Source organism: Microvirga sp. RSM25, assembly GCF_044784385.1.
Taxonomy (GTDB): Bacteria; Pseudomonadota; Alphaproteobacteria; order Rhizobiales; family Beijerinckiaceae; genus Microvirga; species Microvirga tunisiensis.
Map to the genome: position 1 here is coordinate 2,354,438 of NZ_CP173039.1, position 22,599 is coordinate 2,377,036.

Genomic DNA, 22,599 nt, shown 5'->3' on the forward strand with positions numbered 1-22,599 from the left:
TCGGCTGCAGCACGCGGGCGGCTCACGCCGCTGGCCTGCTCGTGACGGAAGTGCTCTCCTCCGTTACGCCCGCCAGATGTCGGCCGGCGATGTAGCCGAACGTCATGGCCGGGCCCAGCGTGATGCCGCCGCCTGGATAGTTGCCGCCCATGATGCTCGCCATATCGTTGCCAGCGGCATAGAGGCCTGGAATGACCTGTCCACTCTCGTCGATAACCCGCGCATTCGGATCGGTGCGAAGACCCGCGAAGGTCCCGAGATCGCCCGGCACGACCTTCACCGCATAGAAGGGGCCGCGCTCGATCGGACCGACACAGGGATTTGGCTTCTGGTCGGGATCGCCAAGATAGCGGTTATAGGCGGTGCTGCCGCGCTTGAACTGCGGATCCTCGCCCTTCCGAGCGTCGCGGTTGAATGTCTCCACGGTTTGCTCGAAGGCAGCAGGGTCAATGCCGGCTCTCTGCGCGAGTTCGCGCAGCGTTCGTCCTTTGAGCAAGTATCCGTTCTGCAGATAGGGGGTCAGGGGCACAGGGAACGGCTTCACGAAACCGAGGCCATAGCGGCGGATCGTCGGATGATCGACGATGAGCCACGCCGCCTTTTCCGGATCGCCCCCGCAGGCGCCGATCATGGCCTGCACAAAGTCGTGGTAGGAATTGGATTCGTTGGTGAAGCGTTTGCCGTGCTTGGTGACGGCGATGACGCCCGGCTTGCCCCGGTCGATGAAATGCGGGAACGGACCCGATGTTCCGTCACGGCGCGGAACCAGCGAAACCGGCACCCAGGCCGCCGCATTCGGCAGACCCTCGATCGCGCGGCCTCCAACCTTCTCACCGAGCCGGATACCATCACCTGTATTGCCGGGAGGCGCCGGCGACCAGTGCTCCTGTCCAGTAGGAGCATGCGGGAACAGCTCTTTGCGGCGCAGTACATCCTGCGGGAAGCCGCCAGCGGCAAGCACGACGCCGCGGCGGGTGCGGACCTCGGTTACACCATCTTCAGTCTGCACCAGGGCGCCCTTGACCGCACCATCCTCCACGATCAGGTCCTTCACCGGCGAGGAGGTCCAGATCGGAACGTTCAGGTCAAAGGCGGATTTCGCGAGACGCCCGATCAGCGCATTGCCGTTGGTCAGCCGCATCGCACGTCCGTGAGAGGCCAGATCCCGACCGTATTTCGCCAGAAGCACGCCCACATAAGCTGCCGATTTGACAGAGCGGGTGACGTTGAAGAAGTGCAGCAGTTCCTTACCGGAGCCGATCATCATGCCGAGAAAGGTGATTTCCTTGAGCGGCGGCCTGAGGCGCGCGATCTCCTTGCCGAGTTTGCGGCCATCGTAAGGGGTCGCCACGATCGACCGGCCGCCGGGCGTGCCGCCCGGCGCATCGGGATGATAGTCCGAGAAGGCAGGCCCAAGGGTGAACTCCATCTCGGTGTTCTTCTCGAAGAACTCAACCATCTTCGGGCCGTTCTCAAGGAAGGCATCGATACGGCCCGCATCGAAGTGATTGCCGGCTTCGTGCTGGAGGTAGGTGCGCGCCGCTTCCTTGGAGTCCTTGAATCCTTCTTTCTGTGCCAGCGGATTGCAGGGAATCCACATCCAGCCGCCGGAGCGTGCGGTCGTTCCGCCGAAGACCGGCTCCTTCTCCGTGACGATGACGTCGAGTCCATGGTGACGGACCGTCAGCGCGGTCGCAAGACCGCCTGCTCCCGATCCGACAACAAGGACATCGCAGGTAACCATCTTCGTTGGCGTCATGGCGTTCCTCGCATCTCATACCGGCTGGTCAAATGCGCCGGGAGATCTTTGATTCAGCATACGCGAATGCGTTCGTTAATTTGTTTTAGACGAACGCATTCGCTCATTCAAGATATTTCGCAAGCCTCACGCGTTCGACTTCTGGCTCATTCCGGCTGGGACGATCTCATGGGTTTCGACGAGGAAAGTTGTGATTTCGGCGATGAAGCTGAGTGCATGCGCCTGCGAGACACTCGCCGCCGGGGAGTGGAACGCGCCCTCGACATCTGCGACGGAGCGGAACCACAGTTCCACCATGCCATCGATGGGAAGAGCCTCGTAGGAGGCGGGCTGGCCCAGGCCTGAGCTTCGCCCGGTCACAAGATTTTGGGTATACCCCATCAGGTTCGGAAACTTGCTGACGGCTTCGGCGTGGAAGCCCCACCACTCTTCCTTGAACTGCTCGGGGGTGAGACCCGGCTTTCGGGTCAGTATCGACATGCGTTTCACGAGCGGCCCGGCGGAGGGATCGACGGGCACGACCACATTCTGTACGGCGGTGATCAGCGCCGTTGGACCGACAAAGAGGTGGTGGTCGCGTGCGACCTCCTTGTACTCATTGGAAGACAAGGCCCTCTTCATGTCGTCTTCGCTGTCGAACCACAGCTCTGAAATGCCGTCGATGGACCAAGCTCCCCGGGCATGATCGATGGCAAGCTGGCGGTTGTCGACAACATGGTTCTGATGATAGCGTCGCAGTCCCGGCAGGCGCGCGGCGAGAGGGCCATGCACCTCGCGCCAGTGGCGTCTGAACTCGGCCTGAGTCACGCCAGGCCTGCGCGGAGAAGTCCCATGCGAACGATCATGTTGGCCTCCTCAGACCGCTAGATAGCCGCCGTCAACGACGAGAGTCGTGCCGGTCACGTAGCTCGACATGCTGGACGCGAGGAAGACGGTCGGACCGACGAGTTCCTCCGGCTCTCCGAAGCGACCGAGAGGAATTCGAGACAGGAAACGCTCTGCCCGCTCAGGATTGGTGCGCGTCGCCTCGGTCATTGGAGTGTTGAGGGTGCCTGGAGCGATGGCATTCACGCGAACACCATCCTTGGCGAGTTCCTGCGCGAGATTCTGGGTGAGCATGCGCACGGCAGCCTTCGACGTCGAGTAGCTGATCGATGTCGCAGTCGACACGAAGGAGGCAATGGAGGCCATGTTGATGACCGTGCCTTTCGTCGCGCGCAAAGCCGGAACAAAGGCAAGCGTGACGTTCAGGGTGCCGTTCAGGTTCACCTGCATCGCGGCATCCCAGGAGCGCATCACATCGGGGCTGTCGATGGTGTTGCGCGGGCATATGCCGGCATTGTTCACGAGAATGGAAACCTGCCCGATGGAGCCTTCCACATCGCGTGCCAGAGCACTGCAGGCTTCTGCATTGGCAACATCAAGGGCATAGGACCAGGCCTCTCCGCCCTCGTCCACAATTCCCGCGGCCGTGCGGGATGCCGCCTCGCCGTTCAGATCGGTCGCGATGACCCGCGCCCCTTCCTTCGCTAGGCCTCGCGCAATGGCAGCACCATTGCCCTGACCGGCGCCTGTGACCAGCGCAATACGCCCTTTGAGCAGCATTCGTTCCGGCTCCCTGACTTGATTGAGAACACCGCCCCTTTGATCGCGACGGCGCTAGCCTCATATAAGCATATGACGAATGCGTTCGCAAATAGCGAATAGTCGTAAATGCGCCGAGCGCCTGAACTTGCCACCATGCGCGGGCAAGAGCGTGCCTGCGCGACGACAGAGTCTGCCGAGCACCAGCGTTGGATCGAAAGCGGCTGGGGGGAGAAGCTATGCCCGGCGGCGACGCTTTACGGGAGCTTCGGCAGTGGCATTCTGCGCGGCCTCCACCTGAGGCATCTCGCCGATGGCGTGGGGCATGTAACCGAGCTGGGCTGACAACCTGCGCGTGAACGCCAGCAGAGCCTTGGCGTCGGCGCTCTCGGGATGAATGTCCAGAACGCCAGTCGGTCCGATGACGGTGATGGCGAGCTGCATCTGTCCGCTGTAGTCGAAGACGGGAGCCGCGATACCGTTGATGCCAGTAACGGGCTTGCTCTCCGTGGAGGCATAGCCAAGCCTTCTCGCGGTTACGATCTCGGCTTCAAGCTCCTTGCGCGACGTTGCCGTACCCACGCCCTGAATGCGAGCTCCCTTCCGCAGTTCCTCGGCCAACTGAGCTTCGATGACCTTCGGCGACATGAAGGCGGCGAAGACTTTTCCGGTCGCGGTGCCGGTGACGGAAAAAACGGTGCCGGTGCGCACGTTCACGTGGACCTGATCGCTACCCTCTTGGACCTGCACGATGGTAGGACCATGAGTTCCCCACACGGCGATGGTCACCATGTGGTCGATCTGTTCCGCAAACTCGACGATGGCATGACCTGCGAGCCGCAGGGGATCGAAGCTGCGCAGCCGTGCGATGCCGAGCTGGAGGGCGAAGGGACCAAGCTGATAACGGCCGCTTGCGATATCCTGCTCAACGAGTTCGAGCTTACGGAAGCTCACGAGGTAGGCATGGGCTTGGGCGGGGGCAACATCGGCCAAGGTTGCGAGTTCGCGCAGCATCAGGGGCTTTCCCGCTTTGACCAAAGCCGAGAGGATACGCCCCCCGACCTCGACCGATTGTACGCCGCGTCCTTCTATGCTCATGACCTGCTCAGTGTTTGTGATCCGCCCCGCATCACGCGGCGTTGTGGGAAATCCCGAGATACGCCGCGCGGACCTTGGGGTCGTGGAGGAGCTGCTGCCCGGTGCCAGACAGTGTAACACTCCCCGTTTCGAGCACATAGGCCCGATCCGCAATAGCAAGTGCCATATTGGCCATCTGTTCCACAAGCAGGATGGTAATGCCGGATTTACGTAGGGATACGATGATGTCGAAAATCTCCTGGATGATCTTCGGTGCGAGGCCAAGGGAAGGCTCGTCAAGCAGAAGCAGACGGGGCTTTCCCATCAAGGCCCTCGCGATCGCCAGCATTTGCTGCTCACCGCCTGACAGGGTGACAGCGAGCTGATCGCGCCGCTCCCGCAGCCGCGGAAAAAGCTTGAACTGCGCCTCCACCTCGGCATCGAGAGCATCGTTGGACAGCCGCCGGAAATAGGCTCCCAAAGTAAGATTATCGTAGACCGACTGGTCCGGAAAAACCTGACGCCCCTCCGGTGAAAGGGCGATCCCCCGCGCCACCCGCTTGTGGGGCGCAAGCCGCGAAATCTCCTCGCCATCGAAGACGATCTGCCCCGATCCTACAGGCATCAGCCCAGCGATGCCCTTGAGCAAGGTGCTCTTGCCAGCCCCATTCCCGCCCACGATGGCGACGACCTCGCCGGCCTCCACATCGATGGAGGCCTTGCGGACCGCCGCAATCGGTCCATAGGCCAGATCAACGTCCCTCAGCTTCAGCATGTGCGTGCCCCCTGCCCTAGGCTGCCTCGACGGAGGTGCCGAGATAGGCCTCCATCACCCTTGGATCGGCTTGGACCTTGCTCGGCGTGCCCTCGGCGATTTTCTGGCCGTAATCGAGCACGATCACGTGGTCCGAAATCGTCATGACGAGATCCATGTGGTGCTCGATCAGAAGAATGGTCATTCCCTCGTTGCGAATGCGCACCAGCAGTTGTCCGAGTTCCGCCGTTTCCTGCGGATTCAAACCGGCAGCTGGCTCATCCAAGAGGAGGAGCAGAGGTTCCGAGGCCAGTGCCCGCGCCAGCTCGACGCGGCGCTGAAGACCGTAAGCAAGGCTTCCCGCTGGAGCGTCGGCATATTGCAAGAGCCCAGTAAACTGAAGGATATTGTTGACCTTCTGCAGCGCCTTGGCCTCCTCCCGCAGCGCCTTGGGCAATCCGAGGAGCGATGAGACAAATCCGTTCTGCATCCGGGAATGCTGCCCAAGAAGCACGTTCTCGCGGACGGACAGATCCTTGAACAGCCTGAGATTCTGGAAGGTGCGCGCCACACCATGGCCGCAGATGCCGTGAACCGTCTGCTGCGTGATGTCGTGGCCCAGGAACGTCACCTTGCCGCGATCGGGCCGAATAATGCCGGTCAGCATGTTGATGAAGGTGCTCTTGCCCGCGCCATTCGGCCCGATCAGGGCGTGGATATGGCCGACCGTCAGGTTGACAGATACATCTTTGGCGGGAACGACGCCGCCAAAGGCCTTGTTGAGGCTGTCGGCTGTCAGCAGGCTTCCCGCAACCGTCTGGGGGACGGATCGGCTCGGAAGCTTTGATGCAGCCCGGCCCGGCTCAGCGCCTCTGCCCGGGCTGTGTCCAAGCCCGAACCTCCTGAAGAGCGAGCCGAAGACGCCGGCCAGTCCCTTCGGCATGGCGTAGAGGGCGAACAGCAGCAGCGCGCCGTTCACGAAATGCTCAATCCAGGTCCAGCGCGCCACGAGCGCCCCGATGATGACGAGGGTTACCGATCCGAGGAGCGGGCCATAGAGTGAGCCGCTGCCGCCGAACAGCACGAGAAGAAGGATGAAGATCGACAGGTGGAAATTGATGAAGTCAGAGTTGATGTACTGGTTCTGCTGGGCCACGAGCGCGCCTGCCAACCCGCAGGTCACAGCGGCGATGACGAAGGCAAGGACCTTGTAGCGGTACACCGCAACACCCACTGCGCCGGCCGCAACCTCGTCAGCCTGCAGCGACAGGAAGGCTCGTCCGAACCGGCCCTGCAGAAGGTTGCGCAGGAGAAGATGGGCGGCGAGGCAGAGCCCCAGCCCGAACCAGACCCACTGCAGCATCGTGAAAGGCACGCCGCCGATATTGAGCGGCTGAATCGCATAAATGCCCATGGCGCCGCCGAACACCTCGGAGCCTTCCGTGACCACCTTCTCGATCACGATACCAAAGGCCAGGGTGACCATCGCAAGGCTCGGCCCTTTCACGCGCAGCGACGGCATCGCGATCAGGATGCCGAAGACGGCCGAAACGCCACACGCCAAGAGAAGGGATAGCCAGGGACCGACTTCAAAGCGGGTTGTCAGCATGGCCACAGCATAAGCACCCGCCGCGAACAAGCCGGCCTGCCCGAGTGATTTCTGTCCAGCAAAGCCCAGGAGTACGTTCATGCCCGCTGCACACAGGAAGTAGACGCAGATCATGAACAGGGTGCGCAGATAGAACTCGTTGTCGATGAACAATGCAACTGCGGCGATCACGGCTGCGAAAACGACAGATCCAATCAAGTGGCGCATGAGAGTTAAACCTTGTCGACAGCAGCCTGGCCGAAGAGGCCCGCCGGGCGAAACGCCAGAACCAGGATAATCAGGCCGAACACCACAATCTCACGCCATTGTGCCTGCCAGAGGCCGACGGCAGACTCCAGCACGCCCAGGATGAACCCGCCATAGATGCAGCCGCGTGGGTTATTGAGGCCGCCAATGATCGCCGCTGAAAAGGCCTTGAGGGCGAAACCCATGCCCATGAACAGGGAGGCAGAGGCAATCGGAGCAATCAAAACGCCCGCCACGCCTGCGAGACCGCTTGACAGGGCGAAGGCGCCGATCATGACAAGGCTGACATTGATACCCATCAGGCTCGCGGTCTGGGGCGAGTGCGCCACGGCCATCATGGCCTTGCCAATGCGCGAGCGGCGCATCACCAGATCGAGCGCCACCATGATCAGGATGGCGCAGGCCAGAACCAGAAGCTCCTGCGGGCGGACGCCGGCTCCGGCGATCCGCAGCACGTCATCTCCCAGCGGAGACGGCACCATGACGGGCGCAGGCCCCCAGACGGCAAGTCCAATGCTCTGGAGCATCACGCCGAACCCGAGAGTGCTCATCACCCAGTTCATGCCCCCCTTCCCGGCGAAGGGCCTGACCGCAAGCAGAAAGATGAGGATCCCCATCAAGCCCGCGACCGCTCCGGCGACAAAGACCGCCGCTGGATATCGCCAGGCGGAAGCCGCCTCGCTTGGAACAGCCGTCGTTGTGCTCGCTAGGCCCGACAACAGCAGGAGCATCGTCACGCCGATAAAGGCACCAAACGCGATGAACTCGCCCTGAGCGAAGTTCAGCGTCTTGGTGGTTGTGAAGGTGATGCTGAAACCAAGCGCGATCAGGGCGTAGACGCCACCGACGGCAAGTCCGCTGAGGAGAGTCTGGATGTAGACGTCCATGAAAGCTCCAACGTGCAAAGTGTCGACGCCTGCCGGTCCGGGAGAACCGGCAGGCTGGGCAGTTGCAGCCCTACTGCGTGAAGTCCGTTGGCTTGAGAGCCTTCACCACATCGTCCGTATAGGTGACCAGCTTTCCGTCCTTCCAGCGGGTCCAGCGGTAGTCGGCGGCCGTCAGCGCCTCGTGCTCGGACGCGGAGAATGGTTTGTTGTAGGTCTTCATGATGCCTTCGACCGGCGACTGAAGGTTATCGAGCGACTCGCGCATCTTCGGCCCCTCGGTGCTGCCCGCCTGCTTGATCGCAGCAGCCGTAATCATGAGTGCGTCATAGCAATGAGCCGCGAAGCTGAAGGCGCTCTTGGAAGCCATCTTTGGAGCCAGACGATCGTAAAGCTGCTGCTGCTTGGGGGTACGATCTTCGGTGATGGTGCGCATAAAGATCGGCTTTTCAGCCAGCGTCTTGCCTGCGGTATCGAAGAAGCTCGCGTTATCCGACGACCAGGAGGTGAGCGTCACGGGGAAGTAGTTGATCTTCTCCATGCTGCGCACGAGCTGCCCGATCGGGGTGCCCTGCGCCCAGACGAGAACCGTATCGACGCCGGCACTCTTCAGCTTGTTCAGCTGGGAAGTCATGTCGGTGTCGTTGACACCGAACTTCTCAGTCGCCACCGGCTTGAGGCCCTTGGCTTCGGCGAGTTCCTGGAGATCCTTCAAACCACCTTGGCCATACCCTGTGGTCTCAACAAGAAAACCGACATTCTTGGTTGCCGGATTGTTCTTCGTATAGGCAATGAGGCCAGCGACCTGCGCCCGATCCACCATTGAGACGCGGTACATGTAGTTTTCAGCGTTGGCACTCGCAGGCTTGGTGATGTCGGTGGCGGAGCCGATGCAGCCGATAGACGGATTCTTTTTCTGGTTGGGGATGTGCTTCCAGGCGAGTGCATTGCCGGAATTGGTCGGGCCGAGAACCGCCACAACCTTCTCGTTGTCAATGAGATCGCTCATATTCTGGATTGATTTCGGCGGCTGCGAGAGGTCATCGCGCACGACAAGGGTCAGCTTGCGGCCAAGTACGCCCCCGGCTGCGTTGATATCCTCAATGGCGGCTTGGATGCCGAGCACGCCAGCCTGCCCGCTCTGTGCGGACGGCGAAGCGGAAAGATCGCCGTTAAAACCAATCTTGATCTCTTGGGCATAGGCCGCCGACGACATGGCGAGCACACTACCAAGGAGAGCTGCTTTCAGGGCTGTATGTTTTGGCGTCATGGTTTTCCTTCCCTCAAGGGTACGATTTCGGCCGCGGGTACCACGCCCATTGCGCACAACCCGTCCGAGTTTTGGGCAGGCAGGGCCCGCCAGTTCTCAAAGGTCCAAGGGAGGAAAGAGGAGTGCCGACTTTCGCCTGCTCACGCCATCCGCACCGTTTCCGGCAATGCCGGGATAGGCTTTCGGGCGGTTCCTTCCCTTCTGTCTTTCATATCGTCCGCTCTTTTGCCAGAGCTTACCAATATAAGTACCGAATAGCGAATGCGTTTGCAATAGACGAATGCATTGACTTTGGTAGTGGTGACAGCGTGCCTTCAGGGAGAGCCGTCTAGATATCGCTCAAAAGCGAAAGCGGCCGCTTATAGCGTAAGCGGCCGCTGTGAAGATCTCGAAGGACAGAATCCCGTTTCAGAAACCCTGCAGACTCATCCTATTCTGCATCCGGCTGGTTGCCAGGATGCGCGCTGAGGAAAGCTGGATGCTCACCGGCGACTTTCTCGACGCGGAGAATGCGTGGGAAGGCCTCCAGCGGCACCGCAAACCGCCGTGCTGCGTAGAGTTGCGGCAGGAGAAAGACATCGGCCAGTGTGGGCTCCGGACCGAAGCAGAAGCCTTCATCGCCGATGAGGACTTCAACGGCCGAAAGCCCCTGCCCCACCCAAGTGGCGATCCAGGCGGGTACCTCCGGCTCTGAACGACCGAAAACTTTCCTGAGATGGTTGAGCGGACCGACATTGTGCAGCGGATGAACATCGCAACCGATGATCGACGCCACTGCCCTGACTTTGGCCCTTGCCACCGGATCGGACGGCAGAAGCGCCGGTGTCGGATAGATCTCTTCAAGATACTCGAGAATTGCAGGAGACTGGATGAGAATGCTGCCGTCATCGAGTTCGAGCGCCGGCACGCGGCCCTGCGGGTTGATCGCCCGGTAGCTGGGAGCATTCTGCTCGCCCCCGTTGCGGACCAGATGAACGAAGGCCTGCTCCGCCTCAAGCTTTTTCAAGGCGAAGGCAATGCGCACCCGGTAGGAGGAGGTAGACCGCCAATACGTATAGAGCTTCATGCCTGCACCCTCACGCAGCCGGCAGGATCACGGCCCGGCATTCGCCGAAGCCGACCGGCGCACAGCCATCCCGGCGGCCGCGGGCCCGCAGGATCACCTCGTCCCCATCCTCCAGGAAGCGGCGCTCCTCTCCCGAGGCGAGGTTGATCGGGCTCTTCCCGCCCAGGGTCGCCTCCAGAATGCTGCCGCAGCTGGTTTGATCGGGACCCGAGATCGTTCCCGTGCCCAACAGATCGCCAGGCTGCAGATTGCAGCCGTTGCTGGTGTGGTGTGTGACCATCTGGGCCACCGTCCAGTACATGTGCCTTGCATTCGAGAGAGCGAGCCGATGCGGCGGCAGTCCATTTTCCCGCATGCCCGGGGTGAGAAGCAGAACCTCAAGTTCCAGATCCAGTGCACCCTCGCGCTGGTCCGCCTCATTCGTCAGGTATGGCAAGGGCGCGGGATCGCCCTCAGGTCGCCCGGGCTGCGCGATGCGGAACGGCGCCAGCGCCTCCGGCGTCACGATCCAGGCCGAGATGGTGCTGGCAAAGTTCTTGGACAGGAACGGACCGAGCGGCTGGTATTCCCAAGCTTGGATGTCGCGCGCCGACCAGTCGTTCAGCAGGCAAAAGCCGCCCACGTGCTCGGATGCTTTGCCGATGTCGATGGGCGCGCCGAGTTCGTTGCCGGGTCCAATCCAGACGCCCAGCTCCAGCTCGTAATCGAGCCTTTGACTGGGCCCGAAGCCCGGCTCCGACGCATCCGGGGGCTTCGTCTGCCCCCGCGGCCGCCGCACTGGCACACCCGAGGGGCGGATCGATGACGCGCGGCCGTGATACCCGATCGGGACATGCTTGTAGTTCGGCAGCAGCGGATTGTCGGGCCGGAACTGCTTGCCGACATTGGTGGCATGATGAATACCGACGTAAAAGTCCGTGTAGCCGCCGATGTGCGCCGGCAGGTGCAGCGCGCAGTCGGAGGCTGGTTGCAGGCACGGCTCCACCCTGCCCTCGTCAGGGCTGCCCGTCTTCAGCAGTTCGGACAGTCTTGCGCGCAGAGCCTGCCTGGGTCCTGCCCGAAGCGCCAGGAAGGGATTGAGCACCGAACCGGAGGCTGCTTCCGCTGCCCGCGCAGCCTCCCCTGTGAAGAGGTCGGCTGCCAAGGCAGCCGACAAGTCGAGGATCCGGTCGCCAATGGCCACGCCACCGCGCGGAGCGCCGCCGCCGGGGCTGAAGATTCCCAGCGGCAGGTTCTGGATCGGAAAGTCGGAGTGACCGTTGGCAGAGACCACCCAGCTTTCAAGCTTCGAATCATGCGTGTGATCGAGTTGAGCCATCGTTTCGATCACCGCTGGTTTGGGTTGAAATGCTTCTTCAGCTTGTGTCCGTAGGCGCCGTAATCCTTCTGCAGCGACTCGGTGTTCGCGCCGAAGGCCGTCACCTTCTGCGGGAAGCGCGTCTCGAACATGAACGCCATCGTGCCTTCAAGCTTGTGCGGCTTCAGCTCCACATTGCTGGCCTTCTCGAACGCATCCATGTCAGGCCCATGCGGGAGCATCGTGTTGTGCAGCGACATGCCGCCCGGCACGAAGCCGCCGCCGGTCTTGGCATCGTACACGCCGTAGACCAGACCCATGAACTCGCTCATCACGTTCATGTGGTACCAGGGCGGCCGGAAGGTGTTTTCCGCCACCAGCCAGCGGTCGGAGAAGAGCACGAAATCGATGTTGGCGGTGCCGGGCGTTTCCGACGGCGAGGTCAGCACCGTGAAGATCGACGGGTCGGCATGGTCGTACAAAACCGGTCCCACCGGCGAGTAGCGGCGCAGGTCGTATTTGTACGGGGCGTAGTTGCCGTGCCAGGCCACCACGTCGAGCGGCGAGTGGTCCATCTCGGCCACCCACAGCGAGCCGCCCCACTTTACATACATCTTGGAGGGGGCGTCCTTGTCCTCGTAGGCCGCCACGGGCGTGAGGAAGTCGCGCGGATTGGCCAGGCAATTGGCGCCGATCGGTCCGCGCTCGGGCAGCGTGAAGGCGCCGCCGTAGTTCTCGCACATGTAGCCGCGCGCCGGACCGCCCGTGAGCTCGACCCGGATCTTCACGCCGCGCGGGATCACCGCGATCTCGCCCGGCTCGATGTCGATGATGCCGAACTCGGTCCACAGCCGAAGGGAGCCCTGCTGCGGCACGAACAGCAGTTCGCCATCGGCATTGTAGAAATACTCGTCCGCCATCGAGCGGGTGATGAGATAGACATGTGCGCCCATGCCCGCCTGGCTGCCGGCATCACCCGCCGTCGTGATGGTGCGGATGCCCTCCAGGAACGAGACGGACTCGCTCGGGATCGGGATCGGGTCCCAACGCATGGGCGCGATCGGCACCTCCACCTCGACGGCCGGCGCCGTGCGCCACAGGCCGATATCGGCCTTCTGGAACTGGCCCCAATGGGAGACGGTCGGGCGGATGCGGTAGAGCCAGGAGCGCTCGTTGGTGGTGCGTGGCGCCGTGAAGGGCGAGCCGGAGAGCTGCTCGGCATAGAGCCCGTAGGAGCACTTCTGGGGGGAGTTGCGCCCGATCGGCAGCGCCCCGGGCAGCGCCTCGGTCTCGAAGCCGTTGCCGAAGCCGGACATGTAGCCGGGCTGGATGGCGCTCTGCAGCCGGCCGGCGGCCTGGGTCTGTAAGGACGGGTTCTGGACATTCATGGTCGCGACCTCCTAGAGTTGGTCACGACTGTAACTGTCCATTTTGTAACCAACAACCAATGATCAAACTCGAACTCGAACACTTCCTCCCTTACCGGCTGAACCGGATCGCGGCGGCCGTCTCCCAAGACTTCCGCTCGGTCTATGGTCCGCATCATGACCTGACGATCCCGGAATGGCGGGTGCTGGCGACGCTGGGCCAGTTTGAGGCGATCAGCGCCAAGGCGATCGGCCAGCACTCATCCATGCACAAGACCAAGGTCAGCCGGGCGGTGCGGGCTCTGGAGGAGAGGCGCTGGCTCAGGCGCCGCCCGAGCGAGGAGGACCGGCGCGAGGAGATCCTGTCTCTCACAGCCCTCGGCCAGAAGACTTACCGAGAGATCGTCCCGAAGGCCGTGGCGTTCGAATGCCACATCCTGGACGCGCTCGGGCCGGAAGCCGAGGCGGTTCTAAACGCCTTGGAGCGGCTCGAAAAGATCTTCAAAACGCTATGACCCTGTGATTTGGGTCAACCTCCGGCGATCCCCTGCCCTTGTCCAATGTCCGCTTCTGCCAGATTAACGGCCCTCGGGCCTAGGTCTCAGATGTGCCAGAAGCAGACCTTCATGCGACGCCACGATGGATTGCGTCGAAGCCGAGGTCCGTCAGCTCGACTGTCCCACCGTCCGGCACGGTCACATATCCGAGCTGCTTCAACTCCGAAATAGCCACTGCAACAGCGGGATCTGTTCCGAAGTGCGCATCCAGTGTTGCCATTGTTATGCGGGCGCCAGGTTTTCGGTGTGTCTCACGAAAGAACTCGAGGATCTCGCGGGCCGTCTCGCTGAGCGGCATTCCCGCCTCCATCGGATCAACTTCTGCTATTCGGCCACGTGTAGGCGGGGCCGGGGATCGTTCGCGCTGTCCTTCGATCCTAAACCGCTCATTGCCGCGTCAATTTCCTCCATGCTGTAAGCCATGGAGGGAGCCAGGTTCGTGATGTGATGATCCCATTGCATGCGGCAGGAGATGTAGGCCTCGGCACCGGCCTGCCCGTCAGCCGTGATCTCGATCCCCGCCTGTCGAAGCCGAAGCAGGGCGTCGTGGTAGCGTGCTCGCCAGCGGTCCCGGGTCTGCTGGTCCGGTTGAGCCTCGCGCTCTGGTGCTCCAGAAGGGAGGAAGGTGTCCTCCAAGGTAGTGACCAGCATCATTGACGCCTCCCAGAGCTGCGCGACGGCTCCTGCCTCCTTCAGCCAGCGGTACTTCTGATCATCCAGGGCGCTCTTGATCAGGCTCACCGTGTCCAATGCGACCAGCGTGGAACGGGACACCGAGTGGTATGGATCACTGAAGCGGAAATAGAACAGCACCGGGTAGAAGTGGTGCGACTCCTTGGCCATGGTCATCTCGACACCGAGTTCCGACAGGTTCGTGTAGCCTCCACTGAACTGCCCCTGAGGTCCAAGACGGGCCAGCAATTCGGCGGCATCGCCTGTGCACCCTGAGAGGAAATGAATGTTCATGGCCAGCACGTTGCGCCGCTGGAGCGCCGTATAGACCTGCATCAGGTAGGTCAGCGTCAGCGACATCACCGACATGCCGATCAGCGAGTTGAACAGGAAGAGCAGCCGTGTCGGGCTCGTGTGCGGGGTGAAGTCGCTCGCGCCGACAATCGCCATGCTGGTGCCACCGGCATACATCGCGGTGACGAAGTCGGTGGGCGTCTCGCCGTTGGTGGCGCGGATAGACGTGCCGAGTTCCGAGTGCATGATCAACGCCGCCCCAAGCGTCAGCCCGAGAGCCCAGACCCCGACCAGCAGCACGAGGATGACCGGACCACAGACGGACAGAACAACTCCTCGTCTGGTGCCAAAACCCTTTGAGGCTCTGACGAAGGAAGCCCAGACCAGCCGCCCGACCCTGGATCCGATGAGGCTGGTGCCGATCCGGGCGTAGAGCACAGTCAGAAAGATATCGAGCAAGATGATCAGGATCACCAGTATGCCAAGGACCTGCTCCAGTCGCCCCATCATGGCTACCTCCTGTCATCCCAGCTGCTCCGTCAGGGACGTTGCGGTTGCCCGGTCGAGCCGGTCGCCTCCCCGTTCGGTCCAGGCTCGATGCGCCATAACTGCGTCTCAAGGCGCGGGCCTGTCTCGGGTTTGAACCAGCTCATGTCCTGGATGCGGGAACTGGTGACGTAGATGGTCCCGTCGGGTCCCTCCGAGAATGTATCGGGCCAGCGCAGCCGCTTGTCCTGTACAAGTGTGGTGATGCGATCCCCCTCACGAACCTTCACGGCATCCTGCTCAATCGCGCTCAGATAAAGCCGCCCGCGCCCGTCGATCCAAAGACCGTCCGTCGGCTCGGTTTCGGCGATACGCTCCACACGAGCTTCGAGGTCCTTCGCAGACAAACGTGGGTTCTCCAACGCATCCGTCGTGATGCGATAGAGGGTCCGGCCGGTCAGGGCTTTCCAGTAGAGCGTGCGCCCATCGGGAGAGAGCGCGATGCTGTCGGCGGCAAATTCGACCCCGCGCCCGTCGGGCCGGCGCAACTCCTGCCCATCCGTCTTCACCACCACGTCCTTTTCCGGCTGGGTGCTCGGGTGGCCGTCAAGGACGCGCCGAGCCTTGCCGCTCTGGAGATCCACAACAACGAGAGCACCCTTGGCCCCGGCATCGGTCAGGTAGGCATGCCGCCCGTCCGGCGAGAACCGCACGTCGTTCAGGTAGCTGCCCTGAGGCGCGACCGTCTCGTCGAAGCGGATCACCTGCGCAACCTTGTTCGCCGTCAGGTCGATCCTGACGAGCTTGGGCCCACCTTGCACAACGGGTGCTGTGGCTGGCGCGGCCGGATCGACGACCCAGAGATTGCCGTGCGCATCGGCCACGACGCTCTGGACGCACACGAAGTGATCGCTGGCTGACATCAGGTTCTTCTTGGCATTGCGCCAGGAATTCCACTCGTCATCCGGATACGGTTTGATCTGGCCGTCGCGCGTCACCTCGGCCACCGAGATCGGTGCATCCTCCGTCCAACGCGGGAAGTTGACGAAGATGCGTCCATCCTTCGAAACGGTCACCCCGGTCACCTGGTGTTCAAAGCTGGCGACCTGCTGCAGTTGCGCGGTACCCTGAGATGGTGCTGCACTCTGCTGTGCCATGGAGGTGGTGGCCAGCAGCGTTCCGAAAAGCAGGGTCACTGGTGTGAACCTGAGCATGTTCATCTCCATCGTGTGGGATACGGCTGCGCCTCACAGCGTGAACGCCGCTCGACCGCAGCCGTATCGTCGAGAGTTCAGTGAGGACGTGCCCTCTCTTGCGGGGCACGATCGGACACCGCTGCGAGGGGTGGTGCGGCCCGCATGTCCGGAGGCACCTGGAAGTCCTTGGCTGCGCCTCGCGCCGCCTGGACACCCTGCGGGAAGCCTGTCCGATCCCTGTAGGAGCGTGGCCGGCCAGGGGGCGGCTGTGGCGGGCCGTGACCCCCTGCGCGCCAATGATGTCGAGCAGCGTCACCCCGAGCACCGCCGCAAGAGCAATCCCAACATTGTCGCGCTTCGGATTGTCATGCCGCATGGCCGCCATCAGGGTGGCGATGTCGAGCCCGTCTCCGGCCACCCGGCTCCACAGGCCAAGGTGCTTGTCTGGGGAGAGCGAGACGATGCCGTGCCCGATTTCACGGACGCCGTAGGCCCTCACAAGGGCTTCCTTGCCCTCCATGCCAAGCGCCCGGGTGATGCGCTCCGCCGCAATCAGCTCCGTCAGGCCGAGCCCGATGCTGAACCAGCCGAGGGCTTTGGCTAGGCGGTCAGCGCCCCCCAGCGAGCTGGGGCCGGAGTGGATGACCTTCGGGTCGCCCTTGGACCGGGCAATGTTCGAGATGTAATAAGCCATGTCTTCTCTCCCGGGTCTTTAGGGCTTCAGAACCACCTTGATGCAGCTGTCCTGCTTGTCGCGGAACACTTTGTACATCTCGGGCCCCTCATCGAGGCTGACCGTGTGGGTGATAACGAAGGACGGATCGATCTGCCCCTCCTCGATGCGGCGCAGAAGGTCATCGGTCCAACGGTTGACGTGCGTCTGGCCCGTCCGGATGGTCAGGCCCTTGTTCATCACCTGCCCCATCGGGATCTTGTCGACCAACCCGCCATAGACCCCTGGGATCGAAATCACCCCGGCCGGGCGGCAGACGTAGATCATCTCGCGCAGCACATGCGGCCGGTCGCTTTCGGCTCCCAGCATCTGCTTGGCGCGGTCGTAGACCGTATCCGGCATGGAGGGCGAGACATGGGCTTCCATCCCGATGGCGTCGATGCACTTCTCCGGGCCCTCGCCGCCGGTGATCTCGTTCAGGCGCTCGACCACGCTCTCCTCGTCGAAGTTGATGGTGATGGCGCCACCGGCTTCCGCCATTTCCAGGCGCTCCGGCAGGTGATCGATGGCAACCACCTGCTTGGCGCCGAGGAGGACGGCGCTGCGGATCGCCATCTGACCGACAGGACCGCAGCCCCAGATCGCAACGGTGTCGGTCGGCTGGATGTCGCACTGGACCGCCGCCTGCCAGCCCGTCGGGAAGATGTCGCCGAGGAAGAGAACCTTCTCGTCCGGGATACCATCCGGCACCTTGATGTGCGTCGCATCGGCAAAGGGAACGCGGAGATATTCAGCCTGCCCGCCCGGATAGCCGCCGGTCAGATGCGTGTAGCCGAACAGGCCTGCGGTCGCATGGCCGAAGACCTTGTCAGCGAGATACTTCTTGCGGTTGGTGGTCTGGCACACCGAGAAATTGCCGCGTTTGCACTGATCGCATTCGCCGCAGATGATTGTGAACGGAACCACCACCCGGTCGCCGACTTTCAGCTTGCCTTTGGCTTCCGGCCCGACCTCGACGACCTCACCCATCATCTCATGTCCCATGACATCGCCGGGCAGCATCGCGGGGATGAAGTTGTGGAACAGGTGCAGGTCCGAGCCGCAGATGGCGCAGCTTGTCACCTTGACGATGGCGTCGCGCGGCTGCTCGATCTCAGGGTCCGTGACGGTGTCGCAGCGGATATCTTCCTTGCCGTGCCAAACGAGGGCTCGCATGTCTTCCTCCTCCTCTCGTCCAACGAAGATGCAGATGCTACTGCGTCCGCAACTCGTTACGGCACGGGGCAGGTCTCTGCGGGAATGATTGTCAGGGCTCGTGGCGTTTGAACGTCTACAGTGCGGGGAAGTGCTGCGGATGATCCCTGAGGGACATTCCGCTCCGTTTCATGCAGTGCTGCCCTCCCGCTTTGCCCACCTAAGCGAGGACAGCAATATGAGTGGGACATTCCTGCCAGGCGGTCAGGTTTCGGGCGAGCCCGACCCCTGAGGCACGTTCTGCCCTGAGCTGGGCGACTGGAATCCCGCGGAGGTTGCGACCAGCACGGCTTGAGACAGGGTCTGCACCCCAAGCCGCTGCATAACGTGGGCCCGATGGGTCTCTACCGTCCGAGGGCTGAGGCCGATGTCCCGTCCAATTTCCTTGTTGGTCTTGCCGGCCAACAGGCCTGCCAGGACTTCGCGCTCCCGTTCCGACATTTCGGCAATCCGAAGCCGCGCCCGATCTGCCTCCTGGTTCTGCTCATCCCCCTCACGGCTGCTGGCTGCGGCCGACGCCACGGCGGCCAGAAGCTGGTTCGAACCATACGGGACCGGCAGGAAGTCCACGGCTCCAGCTTTCATCACCTGCACCCCAAAGGTCACGTCGCCTTTGGCATCCCCCAGAACAATGACCGGCAGGCCGATGCGCCGGGCCTTGAGCTCCCTCGGAATGACCAGACCACCAGCGCCAGACCGGCAAATGTCGAGAATAACGCACCCGGCCGCGAGAGCCGGGACCGCCTCCAGGAAGGATTTGCCGGACGAAAAGGCTCTGACCCTGTAGCCGGCGTCGCGAAGTAAATGGGAGAGACCTCGGTGGGCGGTCTCTTCGGCATCGACAACATACACGAAACGCCCATCATGGCGGGTGATGTCCTGGGCAATGCCGCCGGCGCGGCGGATCTGGCCCTGAGCGTCGCGAATGGGGAAGTAGGTGTTGCGGATCCAGCGCACCGCCCCATCAGAGCGGATGATGCGGAACTCTTCCGTGATGGCTTCTCCCAGCCTGACCAGGTCAACCGCGCCTCGCGCGCGTTCTCGATCATCCGGATGGACGAAGCGGCTCCACCGGCTGGGATCGCCAAGCGTGCTTTCGATTGTTTCGCCCAAGATGACCTCAAAGGCGGGGCTCAGGTATTCGAGCCGCATCGTCGCAGGGTCGAGGATCCACAGCACGTTGCTGGAATTCTCAGCGAACTGCCGGAAGCGCTCCTCGCTCTCACGCAGGGCTGCTTCGGCCCGCTTGCGCTCCGTGATGTCCAAGGCGGCGCCAATGAACCCCACCGACTGGCCATTTTCGAAGGTGGTCCGGCCATGGGTGGAGACCCAGCGCTCCACCCCATCCTCAATCCCGATCACGCGGTATTCGATGGCGTAGACACCATCACCCATGGGGTCGACACAATGCGCGAGCGCGGCCTCGACGCGCGGGCGATCCTCGGGATGAATGCCGGATAGCCCCACCTCGTAGTCGACATGAGCATCCGGGGGCAGCCCCCACATCGTCTTGAGCCGGGCATCCCAGTCCAGCGCACCGGTGGCCGGATCCCAGGTGTAGGGCGACAGGCCAACGAGATCGATGGCGGACTGGAGCCGGGTCTCGCTCGCCCGCAGCGCCTGCTCAGACTGGTCTCGCTCCTCCGCAGCCTTGACCCGTCCTGTCGTTTCGAACGCGATGACGTGTGCGCCGCCGACCGCGCCGTTCTCATCGAGGACCGGGATGAGATAGTTGTCGAACCATGCGGCTTCCAGAACGCCATGCCTGTTCAAGATCCATTGGCTGTTTTCCAGGACCACCGTCTCGCCCGCGAACACACGCAAGTAGAGCGGCCCGGCGACCTCCCAGACCTCGTGCCAGCACTCAGCCGCGGGCTGGCCCAAGCCGGCAGGGTGCTTCAGTCCCATGAGCGGCGCATAGGCATCGTTGTAGATCTGGATGAGCTCTGGCCCCCACAACAGGTTCATCGGGAGCGGCGCCGCAAGAACCAGATGGACGAGGCTCTTCAGACTTTGGGGCCAGGTTGCGATGGAACCGAGGGACGTCGAAGCCCAGTCGTGGTGTCGCACGCGTTCGCCCATGATGCTGCCGTTGGGAAAGCCTTCCGCCACGTTCATCTCCATTCTCCCTCGAAGCACATCATGAGCGGCCTTTCCGACAAAACTAAACGGTTGTGAGGGCGGCTTCTCAAAACGGGACTACGGCTGCGCGTCTTCCCTGGCCAATCCTGCTGCACCTGACCGCATTGGCTGTTCAGCGATGTAAGTGTGGGCTGAAGGAGGCCAGCCCACGCTGGTTGGTTCGCAGCCACGTATCTTCCCTCAGGAATCGACCGGTATGCGTATAGGCCCTTACGATCGTTACCCTCCACGAGTTCCGCAGAACGACGATTGTTAGCGTCAACCCATCCGATCTCATCAGGTTGGGCGCTACCGAAATCCCTCGACGCCACTAAGGTGTGCCATGACGGACCAACACGATGAACGGCCCCAACGGGATCGCGGCCATAGTGCGGCTCACACTCAAGCAACGGGAGCCGCGCAGTCCTGGCCGAACCAACGGCGACGTCGACAGGATGCTCCCGGGGACCGCTCTAGCCCTGGCATCGTTGGGCTCGCCCTCGCGGCGGCCGCCGGCGTGGCCGCCGTCGGTCTGATCGGCGCCCAAATGCGCCATAACGGGAGTCGGACCAGGACAGGTCCGAACCGACGATCGGCTGCTGGGCACGAGCCGGAAGTCGAGCGCTCGATTACGATCGAGGACGTTCCCGCGGACGAACTTTACCGTCGCTGGCGCGATCCGGAAACCTTGAGGCGGATCATGGCGCCCTTTGCCGATGTCCAGCCCAAGGGTGACGGGCAGACACGCTGGAGCGCCGGACACAATCTCGGCTCCTGGGACATGCGCTTGGCCGATGACCAGCCTGGCGAGTTCATGCGCTGGGAGGCACAAGGCGACGGCGCTCTGATCCGGGAAGCGTCGGTGCGCTTCCGCCCCGCTACCGGCAACCGCGGCACCGTGGTGGTCCTGCGTGCCAGCCTCGATCCGCCCGGTGGCATGCTCGGCCGGATTGCCACCCAGATGCTGGGCAATACGGTACCGGCGGCGCTTGCGAGCAAGTCGCTGCACTTCTTCAAGGCCCTCGTCCAGACCGGCGAGATCCCGACCACCGAGCGCCAGCCGGCAGCTCGGCCCGACCCGCGCTGACGAGGAGGCTTCTCATGCGTGCGCTCATCTGGAACGGCGTCAACGATCTGCGTGTCGAGACCGTCAAGGACCCCGAGATCGTCAATCCGCATGATTGCATCCTGCGGGTCACCATGTCGACCACCTGCGGCTCGGACCTGCACTTCATCGACGGCTACATCCCGACCATGAAGGCCGGTGACGTGATCGGTCACGAGTTCATGGGCGTGGTCGAGGACGTCGGGCCTGAGGTGAAGAAGGTCAAGAAGGGGGATCGGGTCGTGGTGCCGTCCTTCATCACCTGCGGCCAGTGCTGGTACTGTAAGAACAAACTTTATTCGCTGTGCGACAACACCCATCCCAAACCCGAGTTGCAGGAACCCGTCTTCGGCTATCCGACCGCCGGCATCTACGGCTATACCCACGCATTCGGCGGCTATGCCGGAGCGCACGCCCAGTATGTGCGCGTGCCGTTTGCCGACAACGATTGCTTCAAGGTGCCGGATGGTGTGCCGGACGAGCAGGTGCTGTTTCTGTCTGATGCGGCCCCGACCGGCTACATGGGGGCAGATTTCTGCAACATTCAGCCCGGCGACGTGGTGGCCGTGTGGGGCTGCGGCGGCGTCGGCCTGATGGCCCAGAAGAGCGCCTTTCTGATGGGAGCCGAGCGGGTGATTGGGATCGACCGCCTGCCCGAGCGGCTGCAGATGGCCCGCGAGCATGTCGGCTCCGAGACCATCAACTACGAGGAGGTCGACAGTGTCCTGGAGGTGCTCAAGGAAATGGCAGGTGGCCGTGGCCCCGACGCGTGCATCGACGCGGTCGGCATGGAGGCGCACGGCACCGGTCTGCAATACGCCTACGACCGTGCCAAGCAGCTCATGTACATGCACACAGATCGCGGCCAAGCGCTACGCGAAGCAATCCTGGCCTGCCGCAAGGGGGGAACACTGTCGATCCTGGGCGTCTACGGCGTGATGGACAAGTTTCCGATTGGCGCGATCATGAACAAGGGCCTGACGGTGCGCACGGCCCAGCAGCATGGGCAGGCTTACATGGACCGCCTGCTCGACCATGCTCAGAAGGGAGAGCTGAACCCATCGTTCCTGGCGACGCATCGATTCTCGCTCGAAGATGCACCGCGTGGCTACGCCATGTTCAAGCACAAGGAGGACGGTTGCGTCCGCTCTGTGTTCATTCCCTGAAACCGACGTGATCCTCATAACAATGTTTAAGGCTCTGGAATTGTCGGAATAGATGCCGTTTGAGCATATTCGAAAGCTGCCATCGGCATTCGTCTCGGTGAGGCAGTAAAGAGCTCGTTTATACGGCCGCTCTGCCCGACCCAATGTGGGTACGAATATTGA

Annotated in this window: 19 protein-coding genes and 1 pseudogene; 3 read left to right on the plus strand and 17 right to left on the minus strand. The window is 62.5% G+C overall.

What is annotated here, in order from left to right:
* Positions 1-22: 22 nt before the first annotated feature.
* The 11 genes from ACD578_RS11075 to hmgA form a co-directional block, all read right to left on the minus strand.
* Positions 23-1,759 (minus strand): FAD-dependent oxidoreductase, encoded by a 1,737-nt coding sequence (locus ACD578_RS11075; RefSeq protein ID WP_404293027.1) that lies wholly within the window; start codon positions 1,757-1,759, stop codon positions 23-25.
* Between the two features lie 126 nt (positions 1,760-1,885).
* Positions 1,886-2,566, minus strand: a complete 681-nt coding sequence (locus ACD578_RS11080; RefSeq protein WP_404293029.1) for an EthD domain-containing protein — start codon at positions 2,564-2,566, stop codon at positions 1,886-1,888.
* A gap of 48 nt (positions 2,567-2,614) precedes the next feature.
* On the minus strand, positions 2,615-3,364 hold the full coding sequence (locus ACD578_RS11085; RefSeq protein WP_404293031.1) for an SDR family NAD(P)-dependent oxidoreductase: 750 nt from the start codon (positions 3,362-3,364) through the stop codon (positions 2,615-2,617).
* 216 nt (positions 3,365-3,580) lie between these two features.
* Entirely contained in the window at positions 3,581-4,441 is an 861-nt protein-coding gene (locus ACD578_RS11090; RefSeq protein WP_404293033.1) for an IclR family transcriptional regulator, read from the minus strand.
* 31 nt (positions 4,442-4,472) lie between these two features.
* A complete protein-coding gene (locus tag ACD578_RS11095) occupies positions 4,473-5,195 on the minus strand; it encodes an ABC transporter ATP-binding protein (protein ID WP_404293035.1) in 723 nt (240 codons plus the stop codon).
* A gap of 16 nt (positions 5,196-5,211) precedes the next feature.
* Positions 5,212-6,990 carry an ATP-binding cassette domain-containing protein gene (locus ACD578_RS11100; RefSeq protein WP_404293037.1) on the minus strand — a complete coding sequence of 593 codons (1,779 nt, stop codon included), beginning with the start codon at positions 6,988-6,990 and terminating at the stop codon, positions 5,212-5,214.
* A 5-nt stretch (positions 6,991-6,995) separates the two neighbouring features.
* Positions 6,996-7,916: a branched-chain amino acid ABC transporter permease gene (locus tag ACD578_RS11105; RefSeq protein WP_404293039.1), complete on the minus strand. Its 921-nt coding sequence runs from the start codon at positions 7,914-7,916 to the stop codon at positions 6,996-6,998.
* A 70-nt stretch (positions 7,917-7,986) separates the two neighbouring features.
* A complete protein-coding gene (locus ACD578_RS11110; protein ID WP_404293041.1) occupies positions 7,987-9,183 on the minus strand; it encodes an ABC transporter substrate-binding protein in 1,197 nt (398 codons plus the stop codon).
* A gap of 430 nt (positions 9,184-9,613) precedes the next feature.
* On the minus strand, positions 9,614-10,249 hold the full coding sequence (gene maiA, locus ACD578_RS11115) for a maleylacetoacetate isomerase (RefSeq protein WP_404293043.1): 636 nt from the start codon (positions 10,247-10,249) through the stop codon (positions 9,614-9,616).
* 10 nt (positions 10,250-10,259) lie between these two features.
* Positions 10,260-11,567, minus strand: coding sequence for a fumarylacetoacetase (gene fahA, locus ACD578_RS11120; RefSeq protein WP_404293045.1), 1,308 nt, complete (start codon positions 11,565-11,567; stop codon positions 10,260-10,262).
* A gap of 8 nt (positions 11,568-11,575) precedes the next feature.
* Positions 11,576-12,934 (minus strand): homogentisate 1,2-dioxygenase, encoded by a 1,359-nt coding sequence (gene hmgA, locus ACD578_RS11125; protein WP_404287275.1) that lies wholly within the window; start codon positions 12,932-12,934, stop codon positions 11,576-11,578.
* A gap of 59 nt (positions 12,935-12,993) precedes the next feature.
* On the opposite strand from hmgA, the gene ACD578_RS11130 reads away from it, so the two are divergent.
* The gene (locus ACD578_RS11130) at positions 12,994-13,428 is read left to right on the plus strand and encodes a MarR family winged helix-turn-helix transcriptional regulator (protein ID WP_404293047.1); all 435 of its coding nucleotides are present in this window, start codon (positions 12,994-12,996) and stop codon (positions 13,426-13,428) included.
* Between the two features lie 109 nt (positions 13,429-13,537).
* Here ACD578_RS11130 and ACD578_RS11135 read toward each other — a convergent pair whose 3' ends face one another.
* The 6 genes and pseudogenes from ACD578_RS11135 to ACD578_RS11160 form a co-directional block, all read right to left on the minus strand.
* On the minus strand, positions 13,538-13,768 hold the full coding sequence (locus ACD578_RS11135) for a hypothetical protein (RefSeq protein WP_404293048.1): 231 nt from the start codon (positions 13,766-13,768) through the stop codon (positions 13,538-13,540).
* Positions 13,769-13,794: 26 nt separating this feature from the next.
* Complete coding sequence (locus ACD578_RS11140) at positions 13,795-14,946, minus strand: potassium channel family protein (protein WP_404293050.1); 1,152 nt, start codon at positions 14,944-14,946, stop codon at positions 13,795-13,797.
* A 29-nt stretch (positions 14,947-14,975) separates the two neighbouring features.
* Complete coding sequence (locus ACD578_RS11145) at positions 14,976-16,136, minus strand: SMP-30/gluconolactonase/LRE family protein (protein WP_404293052.1); 1,161 nt, start codon at positions 16,134-16,136, stop codon at positions 14,976-14,978.
* 77 nt (positions 16,137-16,213) lie between these two features.
* Positions 16,214-16,812, minus strand: a pseudogene (locus tag ACD578_RS11150) (hypothetical protein).
* Between the two features lie 18 nt (positions 16,813-16,830).
* Positions 16,831-18,006: a zinc-dependent alcohol dehydrogenase gene (locus ACD578_RS11155; RefSeq protein WP_404293054.1), complete on the minus strand. Its 1,176-nt coding sequence runs from the start codon at positions 18,004-18,006 to the stop codon at positions 16,831-16,833.
* 243 nt (positions 18,007-18,249) lie between these two features.
* Positions 18,250-20,163, minus strand: a complete 1,914-nt coding sequence (locus ACD578_RS11160; protein ID WP_404293056.1) for a PAS domain-containing protein — start codon at positions 20,161-20,163, stop codon at positions 18,250-18,252.
* A 346-nt stretch (positions 20,164-20,509) separates the two neighbouring features.
* On the opposite strand from ACD578_RS11160, the gene ACD578_RS11165 reads away from it, so the two are divergent.
* Positions 20,510-21,253, plus strand: coding sequence for an SRPBCC family protein (locus ACD578_RS11165; protein ID WP_404293058.1), 744 nt, complete (start codon positions 20,510-20,512; stop codon positions 21,251-21,253).
* A 14-nt stretch (positions 21,254-21,267) separates the two neighbouring features.
* On the plus strand, positions 21,268-22,437 hold the full coding sequence (locus ACD578_RS11170) for a zinc-dependent alcohol dehydrogenase (RefSeq protein WP_404293060.1): 1,170 nt from the start codon (positions 21,268-21,270) through the stop codon (positions 22,435-22,437).
* Positions 22,438-22,599: the final 162 nt, after the last annotated feature.

Bases quoted from the DNA above. Each gene is read 5' to 3' on its own strand.
- ACD578_RS11155 (WP_404293054.1), bottom strand. From the start codon at position 18,006: ATGCGAGCCCTCGTTTGGCACGGCAAGGAAGATATCCGCTGCGACACC.
- hmgA (WP_404287275.1), bottom strand. From the start codon at position 12,934: ATGAATGTCCAGAACCCGTCCTTACAGACCCAGGCCGCCGGCCGGCTG.
- ACD578_RS11110 (WP_404293041.1), bottom strand. From the start codon at position 9,183: ATGACGCCAAAACATACAGCCCTGAAAGCAGCTCTCCTTGGTAGTGTG.
- ACD578_RS11170 (WP_404293060.1), top strand. From the start codon at position 21,268: ATGCGTGCGCTCATCTGGAACGGCGTCAACGATCTGCGTGTCGAGACC.
- ACD578_RS11095 (WP_404293035.1), bottom strand. From the start codon at position 5,195: ATGCTGAAGCTGAGGGACGTTGATCTGGCCTATGGACCGATTGCGGCG.
- ACD578_RS11135 (WP_404293048.1), bottom strand. From the start codon at position 13,768: ATGCCGCTCAGCGAGACGGCCCGCGAGATCCTCGAGTTCTTTCGTGAG.
- ACD578_RS11105 (WP_404293039.1), bottom strand. From the start codon at position 7,916: ATGGACGTCTACATCCAGACTCTCCTCAGCGGACTTGCCGTCGGTGGC.
- ACD578_RS11100 (WP_404293037.1), bottom strand. From the start codon at position 6,990: ATGCGCCACTTGATTGGATCTGTCGTTTTCGCAGCCGTGATCGCCGCA.
- ACD578_RS11130 (WP_404293047.1), top strand. From the start codon at position 12,994: ATGATCAAACTCGAACTCGAACACTTCCTCCCTTACCGGCTGAACCGG.
- ACD578_RS11085 (WP_404293031.1), bottom strand. From the start codon at position 3,364: ATGCTGCTCAAAGGGCGTATTGCGCTGGTCACAGGCGCCGGTCAGGGC.
- ACD578_RS11145 (WP_404293052.1), bottom strand. From the start codon at position 16,136: ATGCTCAGGTTCACACCAGTGACCCTGCTTTTCGGAACGCTGCTGGCC.
- ACD578_RS11165 (WP_404293058.1), top strand. From the start codon at position 20,510: ATGACGGACCAACACGATGAACGGCCCCAACGGGATCGCGGCCATAGT.
- maiA (WP_404293043.1), bottom strand. From the start codon at position 10,249: ATGAAGCTCTATACGTATTGGCGGTCTACCTCCTCCTACCGGGTGCGC.
- ACD578_RS11140 (WP_404293050.1), bottom strand. From the start codon at position 14,946: ATGATGGGGCGACTGGAGCAGGTCCTTGGCATACTGGTGATCCTGATC.
- fahA (WP_404293045.1), bottom strand. From the start codon at position 11,567: ATGGCTCAACTCGATCACACGCATGATTCGAAGCTTGAAAGCTGGGTG.
- ACD578_RS11075 (WP_404293027.1), bottom strand. From the start codon at position 1,759: ATGACGCCAACGAAGATGGTTACCTGCGATGTCCTTGTTGTCGGATCG.
- ACD578_RS11160 (WP_404293056.1), bottom strand. From the start codon at position 20,163: ATGAACGTGGCGGAAGGCTTTCCCAACGGCAGCATCATGGGCGAACGC.
- ACD578_RS11090 (WP_404293033.1), bottom strand. From the start codon at position 4,441: ATGAGCATAGAAGGACGCGGCGTACAATCGGTCGAGGTCGGGGGGCGT.